Origin of the sequence: Streptococcus sobrinus DSM 20742 = ATCC 33478 (assembly GCF_000686605.1) — a bacterium.
Taxonomy (GTDB): domain Bacteria; phylum Bacillota; class Bacilli; order Lactobacillales; family Streptococcaceae; genus Streptococcus; species Streptococcus sobrinus.
Window position 1 is genome coordinate 165,661 of record NZ_JMLC01000001.1, and the last position, 20,648, is coordinate 186,308.

At 42.6% G+C, this 20,648-nt stretch carries 16 protein-coding genes and 1 pseudogene; 11 read left to right on the plus strand and 6 right to left on the minus strand.

The annotated features are described in order from the left end of the window. The first annotated feature begins 58 nt into the window (after positions 1-58). From lplA to BS63_RS0100820, 4 genes are all read left to right on the plus strand, one after another. Entirely contained in the window at positions 59-1,051 is a 993-nt protein-coding gene (lplA, locus tag BS63_RS0100805; RefSeq protein WP_002960154.1) for a lipoate--protein ligase, read from the plus strand. A 226-nt stretch (positions 1,052-1,277) separates the two neighbouring features. Next, positions 1,278-3,143: a GbpC/Spa domain-containing protein gene (locus tag BS63_RS0100810; protein ID WP_019769418.1), complete on the plus strand. Its 1,866-nt coding sequence runs from the start codon at positions 1,278-1,280 to the stop codon at positions 3,141-3,143. Positions 3,144-3,370: 227 nt separating this feature from the next. Beyond that, on the plus strand, positions 3,371-3,607 hold the full coding sequence (locus tag BS63_RS0100815) for a hypothetical protein (protein ID WP_002960159.1): 237 nt from the start codon (positions 3,371-3,373) through the stop codon (positions 3,605-3,607). A 226-nt stretch (positions 3,608-3,833) separates the two neighbouring features. Beyond that, a complete protein-coding gene (locus BS63_RS0100820) occupies positions 3,834-5,750 on the plus strand; it encodes a GbpC/Spa domain-containing protein (RefSeq protein WP_002960160.1) in 1,917 nt (638 codons plus the stop codon). 209 nt (positions 5,751-5,959) lie between these two features. On the opposite strand, the gene gatD is transcribed toward BS63_RS0100820, so the two are convergent. The 3 genes from gatD to BS63_RS0100835 form a co-directional block, all read right to left on the minus strand. Next, positions 5,960-6,748 (minus strand): lipid II isoglutaminyl synthase subunit GatD, encoded by a 789-nt coding sequence (gatD, locus tag BS63_RS0100825; RefSeq protein WP_002960161.1) that lies wholly within the window; start codon positions 6,746-6,748, stop codon positions 5,960-5,962. Continuing rightward, positions 6,748-8,091, minus strand: coding sequence for a lipid II isoglutaminyl synthase subunit MurT (gene murT, locus BS63_RS0100830; RefSeq protein WP_021673752.1), 1,344 nt, complete (start codon positions 8,089-8,091; stop codon positions 6,748-6,750). The genes gatD and murT overlap by 1 nt, the downstream gene beginning before the upstream one ends. Before the next feature lie 322 nt (positions 8,092-8,413). Next, positions 8,414-8,647: a GlsB/YeaQ/YmgE family stress response membrane protein gene (locus BS63_RS0100835; protein WP_002960163.1), complete on the minus strand. Its 234-nt coding sequence runs from the start codon at positions 8,645-8,647 to the stop codon at positions 8,414-8,416. A 585-nt stretch (positions 8,648-9,232) separates the two neighbouring features. Here BS63_RS0100835 and cdaA point away from each other — a divergent pair. From cdaA to BS63_RS0100870, 7 genes and pseudogenes are all read left to right on the plus strand, one after another. Further along, positions 9,233-10,090 (plus strand): diadenylate cyclase CdaA, encoded by an 858-nt coding sequence (gene cdaA / locus BS63_RS0100840; RefSeq protein ID WP_002960164.1) that lies wholly within the window; start codon positions 9,233-9,235, stop codon positions 10,088-10,090. After that, complete coding sequence (locus BS63_RS0100845; RefSeq protein ID WP_019770698.1) at positions 10,080-11,069, plus strand: CdaR family protein; 990 nt, start codon at positions 10,080-10,082, stop codon at positions 11,067-11,069. Before cdaA ends, BS63_RS0100845 begins: the two co-directional genes overlap by 11 nt. Before the next feature lie 52 nt (positions 11,070-11,121). After that, the gene (gene glmM / locus BS63_RS0100850) at positions 11,122-12,474 is read left to right on the plus strand and encodes a phosphoglucosamine mutase (RefSeq protein ID WP_002960166.1); all 1,353 of its coding nucleotides are present in this window, start codon (positions 11,122-11,124) and stop codon (positions 12,472-12,474) included. A 92-nt stretch (positions 12,475-12,566) separates the two neighbouring features. After that, a pseudogene (locus BS63_RS1000000111230) lies at positions 12,567-13,297 on the plus strand (pseudouridine synthase). 51 nt (positions 13,298-13,348) lie between these two features. Then, the gene (locus BS63_RS1000000111570; protein ID WP_019768965.1) at positions 13,349-13,474 is read left to right on the plus strand and encodes a DUF4044 domain-containing protein; all 126 of its coding nucleotides are present in this window, start codon (positions 13,349-13,351) and stop codon (positions 13,472-13,474) included. Positions 13,475-13,531: 57 nt separating this feature from the next. Next, positions 13,532-14,845 carry a GTPase ObgE gene (obgE, locus tag BS63_RS0100865; protein WP_028798380.1) on the plus strand — a complete coding sequence of 438 codons (1,314 nt, stop codon included), beginning with the start codon at positions 13,532-13,534 and terminating at the stop codon, positions 14,843-14,845. 531 nt (positions 14,846-15,376) lie between these two features. Further along, positions 15,377-15,565 (plus strand): hypothetical protein, encoded by a 189-nt coding sequence (locus BS63_RS0100870; protein ID WP_002961509.1) that lies wholly within the window; start codon positions 15,377-15,379, stop codon positions 15,563-15,565. A gap of 130 nt (positions 15,566-15,695) precedes the next feature. Here BS63_RS0100870 and BS63_RS0100875 read toward each other — a convergent pair whose 3' ends face one another. The 3 genes from BS63_RS0100875 to BS63_RS0100885 all read right to left on the minus strand — a co-directional run bounded on the left by BS63_RS0100875 (position 15,696) and on the right by BS63_RS0100885 (position 20,500). Next, the gene (locus tag BS63_RS0100875) at positions 15,696-17,201 is read right to left on the minus strand and encodes an ATP-binding cassette domain-containing protein (RefSeq protein WP_002961506.1); all 1,506 of its coding nucleotides are present in this window, start codon (positions 17,199-17,201) and stop codon (positions 15,696-15,698) included. Positions 17,202-17,567: 366 nt separating this feature from the next. Next, entirely contained in the window at positions 17,568-18,308 is a 741-nt protein-coding gene (locus BS63_RS0100880) for an amino acid ABC transporter ATP-binding protein (RefSeq protein WP_002961504.1), read from the minus strand. Next, positions 18,308-20,500: an ABC transporter substrate-binding protein/permease gene (locus BS63_RS0100885; protein WP_028798381.1), complete on the minus strand. Its 2,193-nt coding sequence runs from the start codon at positions 20,498-20,500 to the stop codon at positions 18,308-18,310. Before BS63_RS0100885 ends, BS63_RS0100880 begins: the two co-directional genes overlap by 1 nt. Positions 20,501-20,648: the final 148 nt, after the last annotated feature.

Sequence of the window (20,648 nt, forward strand, 5' to 3'; positions counted from 1 at the left end):
CTTCTTGTCTTCTTGAAAAATCAAGTTCCCAGTTTATTTTAATGATGAAGGAGAATCTATGAAATATATTGTCAACCATTCCCATAATCCAGCCTATAATGTTGCTCTAGAAGCTTATGCCTTTCGTGAGTTAGTTGATGAGGATGAACTTTTTATCCTCTGGATTAATGAGCCAGCCATTATCATCGGTCGACATCAGAATGCTATTCAAGAGATTAACAAAGAATATACCGATGCTCATGGCATTCGTGTTGTTCGCCGCTTGTCGGGGGGTGGAGCCGTCTATCATGATCTTAACAATCTCAACTACACCATTATTTCAAACAAGTCCGACGAGGGAGCCTTTGACTTCAAAACTTTCTCTCAACCCGTCATTAAGACCTTGGCGAATCTAGGTGTTAAAGCAGAGTTCTCCGGGCGAAACGATTTGGAAATTGCAGGTAAGAAAATTTGTGGTAATGCTCAAGCCTATTATAAGGGACGAATGATGCACCATGGTTGCCTTCTATTTAATGTTGATATGTCTGTCCTTGCAAAGGCATTAAAGGTTAGCAAGGATAAGATTGAATCTAAAGGGGTCAAGTCTGTCCGAGCCCGGGTGACCAATATTCTCAGTCAATTGCCTCAAAAGATAAGTGTTGACGAATTTTCTGATAAGATTTTGGACAAGATGAAGGAGCTCTATCCTGATATGACTGAGTATGTCCTCGATGACAAGGACCTAGCAAGAATTGACCAGCTCTATCAGGAACAATTTAATACCTGGGACTGGACTTATGGACAGGCACCTGATTATACGGTTGAACGCAATGTCCGCTACACAGCTGGTAAAATCAATACCTTTGCCAAGGTCGAGAACTCTGTCATCAAGGGCATCAAAATTTATGGAGATTTTTTCGGAGTTTTAGATGTTAGTGATGTTGAGCAGGCCTTGCTTGGCAGTCGCTATGAATACAGCGATATATTGGAGCATCTTAAGTCCCTTGATATTAGTCACTACTTTTCAGGGATTAGCCGAGAAGAAGTCGCAAAAGCTATCGTTGCCTCGTAACTTTTTGCGGTATGCAACATTGCTTTGAAAGAAAAATTACCCCCAAATAACAAATATTACATAAAAAATACAAGAGTATTGAGTTTTTTTATAAAGTATTCTTAAAGGGCGTATGAGTTTGATTTTTGATAACCATTTTGTTACACTAATTGACATAGCAAGACGTTTACATGAAAAATATTGTTGTAACAATTGCTAAATCTTTATAATCTAGAAGGGTTACAAAATGGGAAAGAAGAAATTGACGCAATACTCACTTCTTAGTGGTTTGGTATTGACTACACTAGCTGCAGGTCAACAAGTACTTGCGGATGAAGCTACAGACACAAGTGCTAACACAGCGACTGATAACCAGGCTTCACAAGTTTCAACTACAGGACCTCAAGTTAAGGTTATTGATCAACAAACTGAAGGCAACAAAACAACAACAACATCTGAAGTTACATCACCTGAACTGACACAAGCCGTTAATGATGTTAATAGCTTCAATCAAGCTAACACACCATCAACTGACAACACTAACAAGGGTAATACTGACAAGAGTGGTGCACAAGATGCTAACACAACGCAATCAAACGTTGTTGTTCCACCAGTGACAATCTCTCAAGGTGAAACAAAGACTTACGATACAGTTGAAGAAGCAGATGCTGCCAATAAGGCACAAGCCCAAGAAATTCAAAACACTTTGGCTCAGTACCAAAAAGATGTTGCTGACTATAAAGAAAAATTAGCTAATTACAACAAGGCAAATGAAGAATATGTTGCTGCTAAGGCTGCATATGATGAAAAGGTTAAAGCCTACAATGACTACCAAGCTAAGGTTAAAGATTTGACAAACCCTGAAAATGCAGAAGTTGCTAAGGGACTTGTCTTCAACAATGAACCAAATGCTGTAGTTTCTGTTGATGGTGTTAAACAATACGTTACCAAAGAAGCTCAAGGTAAGCACGTTCAAGACGAAATTCTTCAACAATTCAATACTGATAAGTACTCAGATTCTGATTTCACTTCAGAAAATCCATATGCGCCTAACGAAGACTCATGGTTCAAGATGAATGTTGGTGATACTGTTACTGCAACATATACAAATCTTGGAAATGCTGAATATCTCGGAACTAAGATTGGTAAAGTTGTTACAACTTACAAGTTGACTGATTCAACCAGCAACGATGGTTCAGCTATTGTAAAACTCTACCATGACCCAACCAAGACTATCTTCATTGGTGCCCAAACTTCAGATGATCCATCTAAAGCTATCAAGGCGGACATACAAGTTAAGTTCTACGATGAAAATGGTAACTTGATTAATATCAATGGTGATAACTCAGTTATCAGCTTGGCTTCACTTAACCACTGGACAACCCAATATGGCGACCATGTTGAAAAAGTTCTCAATATTGGTAATAACAAGTTTGTTGCCTTCAACGATTCTTCAATCAAACTCAATGCTGATGGTGCTATCTACTCACCAAATGACAACGAATTTGTTAACAATGGCGCAGCCCTCAATAGTGATGGTGAAAATGGTTGGGATAAAATCAACGCTGATGGTGAAAAACGTACAACTTCTTCAACCTATGGTGCAGCAGCTATGACTTACGATGGAGAACCATTCTCTATCTCAGCTTCAGGTAACAATGCTGAAGTTCCAACAGCTATCTGGTTTGCTGTAAATTCATTCGCAGTGCAACAACCAGGTGAAGCGCCAGTAGCACCAGTAATGCCTAAGTTGGATGCTGCTAAGGTAGTAGTTAACAGGGCTAACGTTAAGCAAACAGCCGATAACAAAACTCCAGAGCCAAAGCCTGGAAAACCAACTCCAGAAAACCCAACAACTCCAGAAACACCTAAGTCTACAACTCCAACACCAGAGAAACCGGCTACTCCAGTTAAACCACAAGCTCCTTCGACCACCAAGGAAGTTGCTCCTAAGACTGAAACTCCAACAGCAACTTCTCAACGAGCACAAACTGCTCAAGTACTGCCACAAACAGGTGATGCTAATAGCTATGGCCTTGCAGCATTTGGTGCAGGAATCGTCGCTTTCTCAACTCTGACACTTCTTGGAGGCATGAAGCGTAAAGAAGACTGAGAAGAATCCACCTGATTTGGCAAAATAAAATACGTTAAGACCTGCTCATTATATGGAGACAGGTCTTTTTATGATGTTATTCTTCTACAGTATTGAATAGTTACTTGTTTTTTTTGGGGGGGGGTTATGGTCTTTGCACAAACTAGCCATCTTACAGGTGATTATGATTCCCCTTTTGTGGGAAAAGTGATAGATTAAATCAAGATTAAAAAAAGAGGACCTTAAAAATGACAGCAGATGAGAAAATTTTGGCCTTGATTAAACCAGAATATCTGGAAAGGGTTCCGAGAATGTTTCGTGGTCATGCTACAAAGACAACTGTAAAAAAAAAGATTGCTCAAGAGTATCCAGACCCTTATGCTAAGACGGAGGTGGCGGGGGATCTGCCAGATGAAACGACTCAGGAGTTATCAATCATTATCAACGGTATCTTTGAGGTTAAGATAAAAAAGCATAATTTCTAGTAAATTTAGCATTAGCGGTTCATTTTTGGACTGCTTCTTTTGCTAGCTCCAATAATTTTTTAGTTGAAATAATTTTAATGAACAAAATAGTTTACAAATAGATTGCTTAATGTTACTATGCCTAATGATGAGGTAACGATTCAATGTGTGAGAGTATTGAATGAGTTATGGAAGTTCATCGAATAAATAAACTTTTTCTTTTAATTATCTTTGGGAGGATAATCGAATGACAACAAAAAAACTCAAAAGCTACACGCTCTTTAGTAGCTTATTTTTAGCGACCGTTTTTGCAACCAACACAGCCTTTGCTGATGATGTTGTTAGCAACGATCAAGCCAATCAACCGACTGCGTCACAAGAGCAAGCGGCACCAGCCACTGGGGACCAAACGGCATCACAGGATGCTCAAGCCGGAAATAATAATGCTGCAAGCAATCAACATGAAGCTCCAGTTACTGATCCGACGGTTAGAGAAATTAACAAGGTTGATAATGGAGATGGGACTTCAACGACAACTTCGGAAGTGACATCACAAGATTTGGAAGCGGCTAAAGCTGATGTTTCTAAGTTTAATGAAGATAACAAAGACACGGTTAATCCAGCTGCCAATTTAACTGAAGCTGACCCTCAAGAACAGGCAAATGTTGAAGCAGCTCATGCTGATAACCAAAAACAAGCTGAGAACATTGAAAAGTCTTTGGCGAATCAAAAAGCAAAACTCGACCAATATAAGGTTAAACTTGAAAACTACCAACGAGCTCTTGCAGCTAAGCCTGAACTTGATAAAAAATTTCAAGAAGATTTAGTGAAATACCAAGCTAACAAAAAAGATTATGATGCCAAATTGAAGGCTTGGCAAGACTATCAAGAACAGGTTAAAAATGGCACAGCTGCAGGACGCGTTGAAACTGCTCAAGGCCTAGTTTACCAAAGTGAACCAGGAGCCGTTATTTCCCTTGAAGGTGTCAAAAACTACATTACTAAAAAAGGAATGCAGGAAGTTACTTCTAATAGTGATGTCTTGCAGCATTATAACACTGATAATTATGGTAATGATAAGTTAACTGAGGAAAACCCATACAGTGGTACTGAGGATACTTGGTTCAAGATGCAAACGGGGGATACTGTAACAGCGACCTACAGCAATTTAACCAAATCTAGCTATGGTGATAAAAAAATCAAGAAAGTTGTAATCACTTACAAGCTTAATAGTTCATCAAGTGCCGATGGTTCTGCGATTGTTGAACTTTTCCATGATCCAACCAAAACAATCTTTATCGGTGCGCAAGTACCAGAAGGTGGTGAAAAAGGACCTGTTAGTGTAACCATGCGAATCCGTTTTTACGATGAGGATGATAATGAAATTGATATGAGTGATAATAAAGCTATCATGAGCTTGTCCTCTCTCAATCACTGGATTAGCGATCTTGGTAATCATATTGAAAAGGTTTCTGTTGGTGAAAATGAATTTATCAAGATTCCGGGATCATCGGTAGACTTACATGACGATTATATCTACTCTGATAAAGAAAATCAACGTAAGTCAAATGGAGCTATCTTTGACGCTGATGGTGAGAATGGCTGGGATGCGATTAATGCTGACGGTCAACCTCGCTCAGCAACTGCTTTTTACGGTGCAGGAGCTATGACCTACAAGGGTAAAGAATTTACTTTTGAAGCTAGTGGTAATAATCCCTATATTCCGACTACAATCTGGTTCTCTACTAATTCTGTTGTAGCGGTTCCTAAAAATCCGGGTGATGCTCCTCAACCACCTAAACCAGTTGAAGATCCTAAAGAGCCAACTAAACCAGACCCTTTAAATTTGACATGGCATAAAAATATTGTCAAGGAAACTGTTGCTAATCCGATTCCTGTTAAACCAGTTATTCCCAAAACAATAACTTCTGTTGAAACTCCAAAACCTCAGCCTCAACCAAAACCTCAGCCACAAACACCAACTACTCCAATTCCAGTTGAGGTTGCTGATCCAAAACCTGCTGCCCCAGTTCAAAAACAGACAACTCTTCCACAAACTGGTGACTCAAGTGGTTACGGTCTAGCAGCCTTTGGTGTTGGCATTGTTCTCTATGCTACTTTAACCTTGCTTGGTAGTCGTAAAATGGATGAAAATAATGATTAAGTAAGCCTAATGAGAAGCAGTAGAGGATGACTTAAGTAAAATAAGCGAACTTTCATCTCACAAGAGGTGAAAGTTTTTGTAGAGCTTGATTGGACTCGGATAAATAATAGTCTGTCATGACCATTTTCCCTTGAACCTGAGAACAATAGAACAAAGAAAAAGCCCGAGATTAGTCTGGGCTTTTTGCTATTTAAGCTAGGGAATCAGCCTTATTTTTCGAACTCTGCCTTGCTCTTGACATCTGCGTATTCTTCAGGTACTTCCTGAGTTAGAATATCGTCATAGCTGGCCAGCTTAAGGTTTTGACCGTATTTATTTTTTAGAGCCGTGGTAACTAGGCGGTAGGCCAGATTGGCATTGCGAGATAGGATAGGGCCATGGAAGTAGGAGCCAAAGACATTCTTATAGTGGACGCCTTCGGTACGGTCTTCCTTGTTATTACCATTACCATAGAGGCAGATGCCCAGGGGCTTTTCGTTGTCAGCCAGGAAGGTGCGACCCTGGTGGTTTTCAAAGCCATAGTAGGTTTCGTCAAATTCATCGTTGCGAATCTTGATGTCGCCAATATAGCGGTTATTTTCTTGGTTGAGGGTGTAGTGGCCCATGACACCGATACCGTCAATTTTTTGGCCGTTGGCTTGGACGTAATATTGTCCCAAGAGTTGGAAGCCACCGCAGATGGCTAGGAGAACGCCGTCATTCTCGATATAGCGACCGATAGATTCCTTAATGCGAGGCAGGTTTTTGGCAACAATGGATTGCTCGTAGTCCTGACCGCCACCGAAGAAGACTAGGTCGTAGTAGCTGTCATCAAAGTCATCGTCCAAGGAAACAATATCCACAGTGACCTTGGCTCCCAGCTTTTCTGCTACGTATTTGAGCATGAGGATATTACCATTGTCCCCGTAAGTATTCATCAGGTTGCCGTAGAGGTGGGCCAGGTGGAGTTCATAGTTATAGTCTCGATTGTCTGGAGACTGTAAGGAGGTATAGACCATTAGTGCATCTCCTTTCCAACAGCATGCCGGCTGGCAAGAATTTCTCTAAATTCCAGCATAGCAGTGTAGGTGGCCAAGATATAGGCATACTCTTCCTCTTGCTTTTCAATCAGAGTCATGATGTCCTTGAGACTCTCGGCCTGGGTAATCTTATCTTCTGGATAGCCAGTTACCCGCAAACGTCTAGCGATTTCGGAGTGGCGGACACCGCCAGCATTGATTTCCGGAATATCCATGTCCAAGATACTTTCAAAATTAGCATCCCAAATCCAGCTGGTGTCAATCCCGTCAGCATAGTTGGCGTTAAGCAGGACAGACAGGCTAAATGGATAATGGGCCAACTTAATCATGTCCAAGGCCTGACTGGCTCCAACAGGATTTTTAATCAGGACCAGAGTACAAGATTTGTCGCCGATTTTAAAGGTTTCTTGTCGACCAAAGACGGCCCGGCTATTATCAAAACCAGCCTTGATTTGCTGAGGTTGGACACCGAAAAATTCAGCCACGGCTACGGCTGCTAGGGCATTGTAGATATTGTAGAGACCGCCAACATTGATTTTATAATCCTGACCATCAATAATAAACTTGGAAGTTGTATTGGTAATTTCAGTCAGCTCGCTCAAGGCATAATCCAACTTTGGCCGCTCAAAACCACAATTAGGACAGGTGTAGTCCCCTAGATTGGCATAGGTATTGAGGCGATACTCTAGGATATGCTGACACTTGGGACAAAGAATCCCTTCGGTATTGTAGTGGGCCTGCTTAGGTTGACTTTTTTTTGTATCGAAGCCGTAAAATTTTACAGGATTGACGACTTTCTTGGAATTAAAGAGGGGGCTGTCGCCATTGGCCAAAATAGTCGCCTGAGGGGCCTTGGCCGCCCCATCCAAAATCATCTGATAGGTGGTGTAGATTTCCCCATAACGGTCCATTTGGTCACGGAAAATATTGGTGAAAACAAAGAGGCTTGGCGTGATGTAATCTGTAATCTTAGGCAGACTGGCCTCATCAATTTCCAGCACCGCAATTTTCTTGCCGGACTTGGCCTTTTTGGCGGTCAGAAAGGTCGAAGTGATACCAGTAATCATATTGGCGCCGCTAGGATTGGTTACAACCTCGCCGAAAGCTTCCTTGAGAATGCCAACCGTCAGAGCTGTCGTCAGGGTTTTTCCATTGGTCCCCGTCACAACGACGATTTCGTAGTCCTTGGCAATGCTATCTAAAATGTCCTTGTCAAATTTTAGGGCTAATTTGCCAGGCAGAGTAGATCCCCGGCCCATCTTGCTGAGCACAAAATGAGCCGACTTCCCTGCTGTTATCCCTAGTAATGTTTGTAATTTCATAAGAACTATTATAGCAGAAAAAAATCATCCAGTGGATGATTTTTTCCAGCGACACGAGATTTGACTAGTCGATATTACTAGTCAAAGGGTGTTAGTAAGGGAGGCAGACAAGGTATATTAGTGCTTGTCGTGAGTCTCCCTTGAGCTAAGAAATAAGAGAGCGAGTTAGTTTCTAGTGGAGCTGGTATTTTTATAGTTGAGCAGACAGAGAACTATTGAAGATGGCCTCGCCTAAAAATAAGAAAGCGAGGCTAGCAAGAAGACTGAAACAGCTTAGAATCTTGGACGAGATTTGCTCAAACAAAAGAAAAGCTCAACAAACTTAGTCACCTATAAAAAATGAAATGACAGCAATGACAATAACAGCACCAGCTATGGATGGAATTAGGGCCATACCAGCCAGAGACGGACCCCAATAACCAAAAAGTGACTGGCCGACGAAGGAACCAAATAAGCCAGCAAAAATATTGGCCAAACACCCCATCGAATCGCTTCTCTTTGTAACACTGGCAGCTACCATTCCGATGATAGCTCCAACGATAATTGCTCCAAGCATATAGTTACCTCTTTAACGAATTATTCTTTTGTTATTGTATCGAATTTACTCTATTTTGACAAAGAGCAACCTCACTCTGACTTTACTTTTGTCGCTATAGAGTTCCTCATCTTGTCAATTAGCCCGTATGATTTTGATTGCCTTATTGACTAAGGAATTCTAGCCTGCTCTTTTTCTTTGGCTCTTTGTGGAAAACGAAAGATTGCACTGGAAGCCAGCTACTGAACCTAATTTTCTGAGTCCCCCCTTTACACTTGAGTTCAGACTAAAAATGTCCCCTAGTCTCTTTCAATATTTTGAAATGAAGAGCATGGCCTCATATTATATGCCAGACACACGAAAGATTTTTTGAGAAAAATAATGCTTTCTGTCATTCATCATTCTAATCTTTCAACAGAAAATTAAGACTTTTGATACTTTACTATAGAAAAATATCAAAATAGTTCAAAACATACCAGTATCAGAAATATCTGTTTCATGCGTACGGCGTGGTTTCATATTAGAATGATAAGGAAAAACCGATTAAAAAATGTTATAATAAAAGTCGCTGACTTTCACAGTAGAAAAATAAGAAGAGAGGAATTCATGAACGATTTAATCAATTTAGATCCTGACTTTTGGCGGTCCATTTTTGATTCACCTTGGTCTGTCATTATCAATATCTTAGATATCTTAATCGTTGCCTACCTCATCTATAAGTTTATCAATGCCTTAGCAGGAACCAAAATCATGTCGCTGGTACAAGGAGTTGTCCTCTTTGTTCTCTTGCGTATTCTGGCGCAAATTATTGGTTTAACAATGGTTAGTTACCTGATGAATCAGGTCATCACTTATGGAGTCATCGCAGCGGTTGTTATCTTTGCGCCCGAAATTCGGACAGGACTTGAAAAATTTGGTCGGACGCCTCAGGCCTTTATCCAGACCAATAATATGACAGAAGATGAGCTGCTGATTGATGCCCTAATGAAGGCGGTAGCCTATATGAGTCCGCGCAAGATAGGAGCTTTGATTGCCATTGAGGGTGCGCAGACCCTACAAGAGTATATTGCAACTGGAATTGTTCTTGATGCTGATGTAACTAGTCAGCTCTTGATTAATATTTTTATTCCTAATACGCCCCTGCATGATGGCGCTGTTATCATTCGAGGAAACAAGATTGCGACAGCCTGTTCCTACCTGCCTCTCTCAGAATCTGATAGGATTTCCAAGGAATTTGGGACTAGGCACCGGGCGGCAATTGGTCTTTCGGAAAACTCGGATTCCCTAACCTTGGTTGTTTCAGAAGAAACTGGGGGTCTTTCAGTGACCTATAAGGGGGAATTTTTACACGACTTGAGTCGGGAGGAACTAGAGAACTTCCTACGAGATAAATTGATCAAGGAAGAACCTAAGAAGACTAATCTCCTAAATCAGTTGAGGGGAGGCCGTAGGCGTGAAAAATAATAGACTAAGATGGTTTCAAAAGCGTCGCATGATTCGCCAGTTTGGTACAGCTATCTTTTCCTTACTTCTGGCTATCTTAATCTTTATGACGGTCATCAGCGGTGATGGAACCAACAAAGGAAATTCTAGCGGAATCAATTCATCTAGTTTTAGCGATACCGTTGAGAATGTGCCAATCAACTTTAAGTATGATAGCAACGAATATTATATTTCTGGCTATGCTTCGACTGTGACAGTTACCCTGAGTTCATCTAACCGAGTTAATTTGACCACGGAAACCAATAAGTCAACTCGAAATTTTCAGGTGACAGCGGACTTGACCAACCTTAAAGAGGGGACTTCTAAGGTTCAGCTGGATGTTCGTAATTTACCAGCTGGCATGACGGCTAAAATTTCGCCTAATACGGCAACAGTTACCATAGGGAAAAAGAAAACAAAAACCTTTCCAGTTAAGGCGGAAATTTCTGATGAACAGGTAGCTAAGGGATATAGAGTTAAATCAACAGATTTAGATATTGATGAAGCCAAGGTCACCAGTAATGAGGCAACCATCGGCCAGATAGACCATATCAGGGCGACTTTACCAGATAATGAATCGGCTCTAACCGATGATTTCGATGGCAAGGTTAATCTTCAGGCTGTTGATGCTAGTGGTAATGTTTTAGCGGCTACCATTAGCCCTGAAACAACAAATTTATCTGTGGAAGTTTCAACCATGACTAAAAAGGTTCCGATTAAGGTCGAATTCACCGGCGATATGGATAGTTCCCTATCTAATATCAACTATAGTTTGGATACTTCAACGGCAGTTATTCAAGGCGATCAGGCTAGCCTCAATAAGATTAGTGAACTGACGGCCAAGTTGAATATCTCCAATGTCACTAGTAATACGACAAAAACTGTTAAACTGGGTGTTCCAGAAGGGGTAGTCGTAGAACCATCAGAAGTTGATGTAAAATTGACAACAACAAAGAAGTAAAGTTCGTTAGGCAATGTATAGAATGGAGGAAAGTGCTAAGCACTAAAATCTTATGGGAAAATATTTTGGAACGGACGGGGTCCGTGGAGAAGCAAATATTGAATTGACACCGGAATTGGCCTTTAAATTGGGCCGTTTTGGTGGTTATGTGCTCAGTCAACACGAAACCGAACGTCCTCGTGTTTTCGTAGCCCGAGATACCCGTATCTCAGGAGAAATGCTAGAATCTGCTTTGATTGCTGGTTTGCTGTCAGTTGGAATTGAAGTTTATAAACTGGGTGTCCTTGCCACACCGGGTGTTTCTTACTTGGTTCGGACGGAAAAAGCTAGTGCTGGCGTTATGATTTCAGCCAGCCACAATCCTGCCCAGGACAATGGCATCAAGTTCTTTGGCGGTGATGGTTTTAAGTTGGATGATAATCGTGAAGCTGAAATTGAGGTACTCTTGGATGATTCAGAGGATAAACTTCCTCGGCCATCTGCTCAAGGTCTGGGAAACCTGGTTGACTATCCTGAAGGCCTGCGCAAGTATGAAAAGTTCTTAGTTGACTCTGGCAATGATTTAGAAGGCATGAAAATTGTCCTTGATACGGCCAATGGGGCTGCATCGGTTTCTGCGCGTGATGTCTTCCTAGATTTGAATGCTGATATTACGGTAATCGGAGAAAATCCAGACGGCCTCAATATCAATGATGGTGTTGGCTCAACTCACCCCGAACAACTACAAGAAGCCGTTAAAAAAGTGGGTGCTGAAATTGGTCTAGCTTTTGATGGCGATAGCGACCGCTTGATTGCTGTGGATGAAAATGGACAGATCGTCGATGGTGACCGGATTATGTTTATCATCGGGAAGTACTTGTCTGAACAAGGAAAACTGGCTCAGAATACCATTGTAACCACCGTTATGTCCAACCTTGGCTTCCACAAGGCCCTCGATGCACAAGGCATTAACAAGGTTGTCACAGCCGTCGGTGATCGCTATGTGGTAGAAGAAATGCGTAAGAATGGCTACAATCTGGGTGGTGAGCAATCTGGTCATGTCATCATCATGGACTACAATACAACTGGTGATGGTCAGTTGACGGCTATTCAGTTGACCAAGGTCCTCAAGGAAACTGGCAAGACTTTGTCGGAGCTGGCTAGTGAAGTCACTATCTATCCACAGAAATTAGTCAATATCCGAGTGGAAAACAGCATGAAGGATAAGGCCATGGAAGTTCCGGTTATCGCTCAAGTCATTCAGAAGATGGAAGCAGAAATGGCAGGGAATGGCCGTATCTTGGTTCGCCCTAGTGGAACAGAGCCGCTGCTGCGGGTCATGGCGGAGGCTCCGACAACCGAAGAAGTTGACTACTATGTTGATACTATTGCCAAGGTTGTCCAAGATGAAATTGGCCTAGATTAAACCTGATTAGAATGGATAAGAGGCTTGACCCTGTAGGGTCAAGCCTCTTATGATATAATGGGGGAAATTTTAAGAGATGGAGTTGTCAGGCCATACGTTTGGATAAATTTTTAGTGGACTGCGGTATTGGGAGTCGCAGTCAGGTCAAGACGTTTTTGAAGAAGAAACAGGTTCAAGTTAATGGGAAACTGGAAACTTCGCCCAAGCGACAAATTGATGAGGTCAAGGATGAGATCGCTTATGCTGGCCAGTTTCTTCAACACGAGACCTTTGTTTATTATTTGCTCTATAAACCTAAAGGTGTCGTTTCAGCGACTGAGGATGACCAGCATCGTACGGTTCTTGATTTGCTGGACGAGACTGCTCGACACAAGCAGGTCTTTCCCCTTGGTCGTCTGGACATTGATACGACAGGTCTCTTGCTCTTGACCAATAACGGTCCCCTGGCCCACGCGCTATGCTGTCACCTAAAAAGCATGTTTCCAAGGTTTATCAGGCTAAGGTGGCAGGTCTGATGACGACTGAGGACGTGACAGCCTTTGCCCAGGGGATTGAGCTAAAGGATTTTGTCTGCCAGCCAACGACCTTGCGGATTTTGGAAAGCGACCAAACTGAGCAAACTTGCCAGGTAGAAATTGAGATTGCCGAAGGTAAGTTTCATCAGGTTAAACGGATGGTGGCCAGCCGTGGGAAAAAGGTTCTAGAACTCAAGCGACTGAGCATGGGACCTTTGACCCTTCCAGATGATTTAGAGGAGGGGCAGTATCGTCGTTTGACTGAACGAGAGTTGGCTGATTTATCAGGGTTTCAAGTTGATTTGTAGGGCCAATCATGGTAAGATAGGTTAAAATAATGTAGTAAAGAGGTAGATATAATGGCTTTTGGAGAAAATGGTCCACGTAAGAAAACATTTTTTGAACACTTGACGATGTGGGTTGTTATGTTAATGGTTATCATTACTGTAGGAGCAATCGTTCTCGGTGCACTTGCTGCCTTCTAATGAGGTTTGAAACGCTCCTAAGAGCGTTTTTTTAGAGGAAAAAGGAAGAAAACAAGTATGAGTATGTTTTTAGATACCGCCAAGATTAACGTTAAGGCAGGTCGTGGCGGCGATGGCATGGTGGCCTTTCGTCGTGAAAAATACGTCCCTAACGGTGGCCCTTGGGGCGGTGACGGCGGTAAGGGTGGCTCGGTCATCTTTAAGGTCGATGAAGGACTTCGCACCCTCATGGATTTCCGCTATAATCGTAAATTTAAGGCCAAAAATGGCGAAAAGGGGATGACCAAGGGCATGCACGGGCGTGGTGCCGAGGATCTCATTGTCGCTATCCCACCTGGGACAACGGTTAGAGATGCCCAAACGGGGAAGGTTTTGACTGACTTAGTTGAGAATGGGCAAGAATTTGTTGCTGCCAAGGGTGGCCGTGGTGGTCGGGGGAATATTCGTTTCGCTACCCCTCGCAACCCTGCTCCGGAAATTTCCGAAAATGGTGAACCTGGTGAAGAGCGAGACCTGCAACTGGAACTGAAAATTTTGGCCGATGTTGGCTTGGTCGGTTTTCCTTCTGTCGGGAAATCAACCCTGCTTAGCGTGGTTTCAGCAGCCAAACCCAAAATCGGAGCCTACCATTTTACCACCATTGTCCCTAATATCGGCATGGTTCGGACCAAGTCTGGTGAAAGCTTTGCCATGGCTGACCTGCCCGGTCTGATTGAAGGAGCTAGTCAGGGTATTGGTCTGGGAACCCAGTTCTTGCGACATATTGAGCGGACTCGGGTTATCCTCCATGTCATCGATATGTCAGCAGCCGAAGGACGTGACCCTTATGAGGATTACCAGTCCATCAACAAGGAGTTGGAAACCTACAATCTTCGCCTGATGGAGCGGCCTCAGATTATTGTGGCCAACAAGATGGATATGTCGGAAGCCGAAGAGAATTTGCAAGAATTCAAGAAAAAATTGGTAGCGGACTACGATGAATTTGAGGATCTGCCAATGATTTTTCCTATTTCCAGCCTGGCCCATCAAGGTTTGGAAAACTTATTGGAAGCGACAGCGGAACTCTTGGATAAGACGGACGAATTCTTGCTCTACAGCGAAGATGAGTTGGCCCAAGAAGAAGTCTACTATGGCTTTGATGAAGAGCAAAAACCATTTGAAATCAGCCGGGATGATGATGCCACTTGGGTACTATCCGGTGAGAAGTTGGAAAAACTCTTTGTCATGACCAACCTAGAACGAGACGAAGCCATCATGAAATTTGCCCGCCAATTGCGGGGAATGGGAGTTGACGAAGCCCTGCGAGAACGTGGTGCCAAGGATGGTGACCTGGTTCGTATCGGCAAGTTTGAGTTTGAGTTCGTTGATTAGTAAGAATTGTCAGCGACTAAAGTCGCAGCAATTCTACGTCAACCGCTATGGCGGATTGACTAACTATTAAACTAGCTTTAAAATCAAACTAAAATCGACTTTGATTTTCAAGCGTCGTTGACTAATATTGAAAACTTATCTAAACGCTGAAGCGATTGATAAGTTACGTCTGTCGCTATGGCGAACAGCCTATCAACCTTACTAACTCCGAAAAAATAGTAGTGTCGACTATTTTTTCTTCCTGTCGTAATCTCGTGAGCCCTACTTTGTTAAAACACTTGATAGGCTACAGCAGTTGCCCAATAGCAACTGCTTAACTCCCTTACTAACTGCACACATCCAACAGTATCGGTCGGATGTGTGCAGTGTCGTACTAAAATTGTCAGCGACTAAAGTCGCAGCAATTCTAGGTCAATCGATATGGCGGATTGATAGACTACAGATAGTGAGTGGGCCATAGCTCGCGCTAAAGCGAACGGTTTATCAACTACATACAAATATAGAAATTTTAAGCCTGAAAGAGGTGATTTTATGGGAGACAAGCCCATATCCTTCCGTGATAAGGATGGCAACTTTGTGTCGGCTGCCGATGTTTGGAATGCGGACAAGTTGGAGGAGCTTTTTAATAAGCTCAATCCCAATCGTAAGTTGCGTTTAGAGCGGGAAAAGGAGGAAGCAGCACAGGCTGCCAAGCAAAAAGAAGAAGGTCAGTCCAAATAAGGGCTGGCCTCTTTTTATATCCTTTGAAAATCAAAATTCTCCGTTGTTAACTCACTTTGCCTTACTTGCTGAGGCTGGGACAAAAACTCCTAACCTCGTTACTTTTCCTACTTTTGATTTCCATTAAGCATTAGTCTAGTCTGATGAGTTCTTCTTCGGTTAATTGATAGCTAATTTGAGTGACTTGCTCGATGAAAGTTCGATCATGTGAAATGGTAAAAATCGCACCAGGGTAATCTTGTAGTAATCGTCTAATTTCTGGTTGAGAGCTCGGAGAGAAGTGGCGAGTTGGTTCATCCAGAAGCAAAATATTATTGCGGTCAAAAACCATCTTGGCTAGAAAGAGTTTGGCTTTTTGGCCTCCAGATAGATGACTAATAGGGTGGAGGATTTCATTCCGTGTGAATTTGAGGCCGGCTAATAAGGTACGTGCCTCCTCTTCGCGACCGGACTGGCTGAGAAATTCGAGTGCTGTCAGATTTTGGTCAACGTTTTCTGAATATTCCTGTGGCATATAGCCGACAGAAACGCCTGGTTTGTCTTGCAAATCTTGGTAGATCTTTCTTATTAATGTCGTTTTTCCAATACCATTAGGACCGATAAGGGCAATTTTCTCCTGCCCTTTTAGAGTGAAGTCAATGATCTGTCCTGTTATCACTTTTTCAGCTTGGTAATTTAGTAAGATTTTCTGAGCTGGTAGAGTCTGGATAGCAGCAAAGAAGAGTCTAATGTTGTCAGGGTTATCAGGTAATTCTGTAAATCCTTTTTCTTCTCTTTCAAAGCGTTTTTCCTGTGACAGGATATTCTTCATTTTCTTGGCTAGCAGGCGTCCTTGAACATCATTTTTAGTTGCAGCTAGATTGTGCCGTACAGAGGACTTAGTACGATTGAGTTTTTCCAGCCGGCTTTGCTGTTTTTCTCGTTCTTTCTTGGCAATGCGTTCTTGCTTGATGCGTGAATCTTGCCGTTGGTTAATATAGGTTTTGTAGTCAAGGGCTTTACTTGTTGAGCGAGCCTGATTCCCTTTTTTGACTTGCTCTAGGTGGATAATGTGTGTGGCAGTCTTACTAAGTAGGGTTTCATCATGGGAAATGAAAATAATCGTTAAGGGACTTTCGGCAATGAATTTTTCTAACCAGTTCATTGTTTCCATATCCAAGTCGCTTGAAGGTTCATCCAAGAGGAGCAAGTCGGGTTGCTGAGCTAAGAGTTTCAGAAGTTGAAGTTTGATTTTTTCGCCTCCTGAAAGTTGAGCGACAGTTTGCTCAACATCTGCAAAACGCTGGCTGTCAAAGTGGAGAGTGGTCGCTAATTGGTAGAGCAGATTAAAATCAAAAAGATTGTAGTCAATATCCTTATAAAGATAGTCTGAAATGGACAGTTGGCTATCTTCTTTGGGGAGAATCTGAGGAAGATAGGCCATAGACTTGAAATGATTGACAATCTTACCGGTTACACTAGCATAGCTGACAATCATTTCGGGATGATAAATGTATTGCAGTAGGGTTGATTTACCCGTACCTTCCTCACCTATGATGGCTACCTTATCACCAATGTTTATGGTGACATTTAATTTTTCAATTAGGGTGTGTAAATCCTTATCTTGGACGATTGTTAAATCTTGCATTTGTAGCATAAAAGCCTCCTTGCGATTAAAAAAACAAGTCCTACCTTATCCAGTAGAACTTGTTTGACCGCACAAAAAAGACTAGTATCTAGCTTATAATTTATGATAATGTGCATGCAATCAATTTTCTTCTAGATAAAGTCTCACAACTTTGGCGATTTTCTTCAAAACGAGACAAGGTAACTGAATCCAGTCGGTCGAAGCCAACTCAATCAGTCTCGTCAAAAAGTCCAATCAAACAAGAAGAAAATTAATTTTTCAATGCACCCTACCTCCTGATTATTTGCTCTTATTGTACCATAAGATAGGGGAAAAGCAAGAAGCAGTTGAGACACAAAAAAAAACACCACGACAATGATCGTAGCGTTTCTGCATTTAAGCATTCAAGACCTTGTCCAGGAATTCCTTGAGACGAGGATGTTGAGGGTTATCGAAGATTTGTTCGGGTGTTCCGTCTTCGAGGAATTCACCGCCGTCAGTAAAGATAACGCGATTGGCGACCTTTCTGGCGAAGCCCATTTCGTGGGTGACAATCAGCATGGTCATGCCCTGTTCGGCTAGGTCTCGCATAACGTTGAGCACATCACCGACCATTTCAGGGTCCAGAGCTGATGTCGGCTCGTCAAAGAGCATGATGTCAGGATTCATAGCCAGGCTGCGAGCGATAGCCACCCGCTGCTTTTGTCCCCCTGAAAGACTTTCAGGACTGACACCACGCTTGTCGGAGAGTCCGACCTTTTCCAGCAGATCCATGCCAACTTTTTCAGCTTCCTCCTTGGAATATTTCCCCAGCTCAACAGGGGCAAAGGTAATATTGTCCAAGACCGACATGTGGGGGAAGAGGTTGAAGTGTTGGAAAACCATCCCAATATTTTCCCGCACCTTATCGACATCGGTTTTGGGGTCGGATAGCTCATAGCCATCAACGATGACTTTACCACTGGTGATAGATTCCAGCAGGTTAAGCGTCCGCAGGAAGGTTGACTTTCCTGAACCAGAAGGTCCGATGATACAAACGACATCACCTTCATTAAATTGGGCATCAATGCCCTTCAAGACTTCATTGTCTCCATAGGATTTATGGAGGTCTTGCACATCAATTTTCAAGTCTGCCATTATTTAAGCTTCCTTTCTAATCGTTTTGCCAAGCGGGTCAAGAGGGTGATGATGACCAGATAGATGATGGCTAAGATAGCGTACATCCGGAAGGATTGGTAGTTACGGGCAATGATAATTTTACCAGTTTGGAAGAGCTCGACTAGACCGATTGCGGAAACAATGGTTGTATCTTTCAGCGAGATAACGAACTGGTTGATGAAGTTCGGCAACATGACACGAACAGCTTGGGGCAGGATAACCTTACGCATGGTCTTGCCGTAAGGAATACCCAGGCTTCGGCTGGCTTCCATTTGTCCCTTAGGTACAGCCTCAATACCACCACGAACAATTTCAGCGATATAGGCAGCAGCGTTGAGGGAGAGAGCGATAGTGGCGGCAACAAAATCGTTGATTGGTGATTGGTGACCGGTGATGGATTCAATCAGGTTGGGAATACCCCAATAGATGAAGGCTGCGACAATCATCAAGGGAATACCCCGAACCACATCAACGAAGATTTTAGCGATTCCTTGGAGAATCTTATTTGGAGCAACAGCCATCATTCCAAAGATAATACCAATAACCATGGCAATGGCGAAGGAAAGGAGGGTCAGAGCAACGGTAATACCCAAACCTTGCAAGAGTTGCTTGTAGTTGTTTTGGATGAGACCAATGATAGTGGTTTCATCAGCTGACTTCTTCTTGCTTGTCTTATTATCAGCCAGGTATTTGTTGACAATCTTGTCATACTTACCGGATTTAACCAGAGAGGCAAGTCCATTGTTAAACATTTGAATCAGCTCAGGATCTGATCCCTTCTTAACAGCAAAGCCGACATCACCGGACTTTTCTCCCTTAATCGGAGTCTTGAACTTCCGGCCTTGCTTGATAGCATATTTGAGGACGGCTTCATCGTCCATCATGGCATCAATCGAACCGTTTTGTAGGCTGTCGTAGAGAGTTGAGCCATCGTCGTAAGCTCGTACTGTATAGCCGTATTGGCTGGCATGTTGGGTTAACCAGTCGTAAGAAGCGGTTCCCTTCTTGGCACCAACTGTCTTACCCTTAAGATCAGCGTACTTGCTGATTTTGGAATCAGACGGAACGGCAACAATAGTATTGGCTGAATAGTAGGCATCTGAGAAGTCAAAGGTGGCCTTGCGTTCGTCAGTAATAGTCATGCCGGCGATAACTCCGTCAGCCTGACTAGACTGAACAGCATTGAGGGCAGCATCGAAGCCAGGGTATTGCAATTTAATCTTGAAACCTTGTTGTTTTGCAATAGCCTTGATTAACTCAACATCAATACCAGTATAGCCGCCAGAACTGTTTTGGAACTCAAATGGGGCGAAGGATGAATCTAAAACAATGGTATAGCTATTTTTAACGGGAGTTGCTTTTTTGTTAGCATCCCCAGTCAGATGAAGGCTGGCAGAAGGTGTTGTTGAGTTTTCATTAACGGAATTCCCCAACCACTTCTTCATGATTTTATCGTAGGTACCGTCCTTCTTCATGGCTTTAAGAGCCTTGTTGAAATCTTTAATCAGGTATTCTTGCTTACTGCCTTTTTTGACACCAAAGGCGAAGCTGCCAACCGATTCACCGTCCATACTCATATCGTAGTGTTTGCCTTGTTTGATAGCGTATTGAACAACAGGTTTGTCATCCATAGCGGCATCGACTGCCCCTTGGTCTAGGCTGTTGTTCATCAGATCGCTGGTATCAAAAGTTTTGACAGTATAGCCATATTGATCGGCATGCTGGTCCAACCAGTCTTGGGCGGCTGTACCGTTTTTAACACCGACAGTTTTCCCCTTGAGTTGGTCATAACTAGAAATGCTTGTCGTTCCTGATTTGGTATAGACAACGATTGAGGTATCATAGTAGGAGTCTGAGAAACTGAAGACCTTTTTACGGGCGTCGGTAACAGTAGTTCCAGCCATCAGGCCATCAGCCTGACCAGATTGGACAGCATTGACAGCGGCATCAAAACCTGGGTAGGTCTGCTTATAGTCCCAACCGGAGCGTTTGGCGACTTCTTTAATGATGTCGACATCAATCCCCTTATAGGTTTGGTCGCTGTCCTTAAATTCAAAGGGAGCATAGGCGGTGTCAGAAACGATAGAAATCTTTTCAGCAGCCTGGGCCTTCCCTGAGAAAAGAAGAGCTGACAAGACACTTAGCATAAGTGTCAGAAGTTTTTTCTTCATGGTTGTCTCCTTATTGTAAATTTCCTCCTTATTTTATCAGAAAATAAGGCCTTAAGCAAATTTTTATCGATTTTATGTCAGAAAACCTGACATGTGATGATTTGTAAAATTAGACCAGCTATGTTATATTTGGACTATTAATATAATA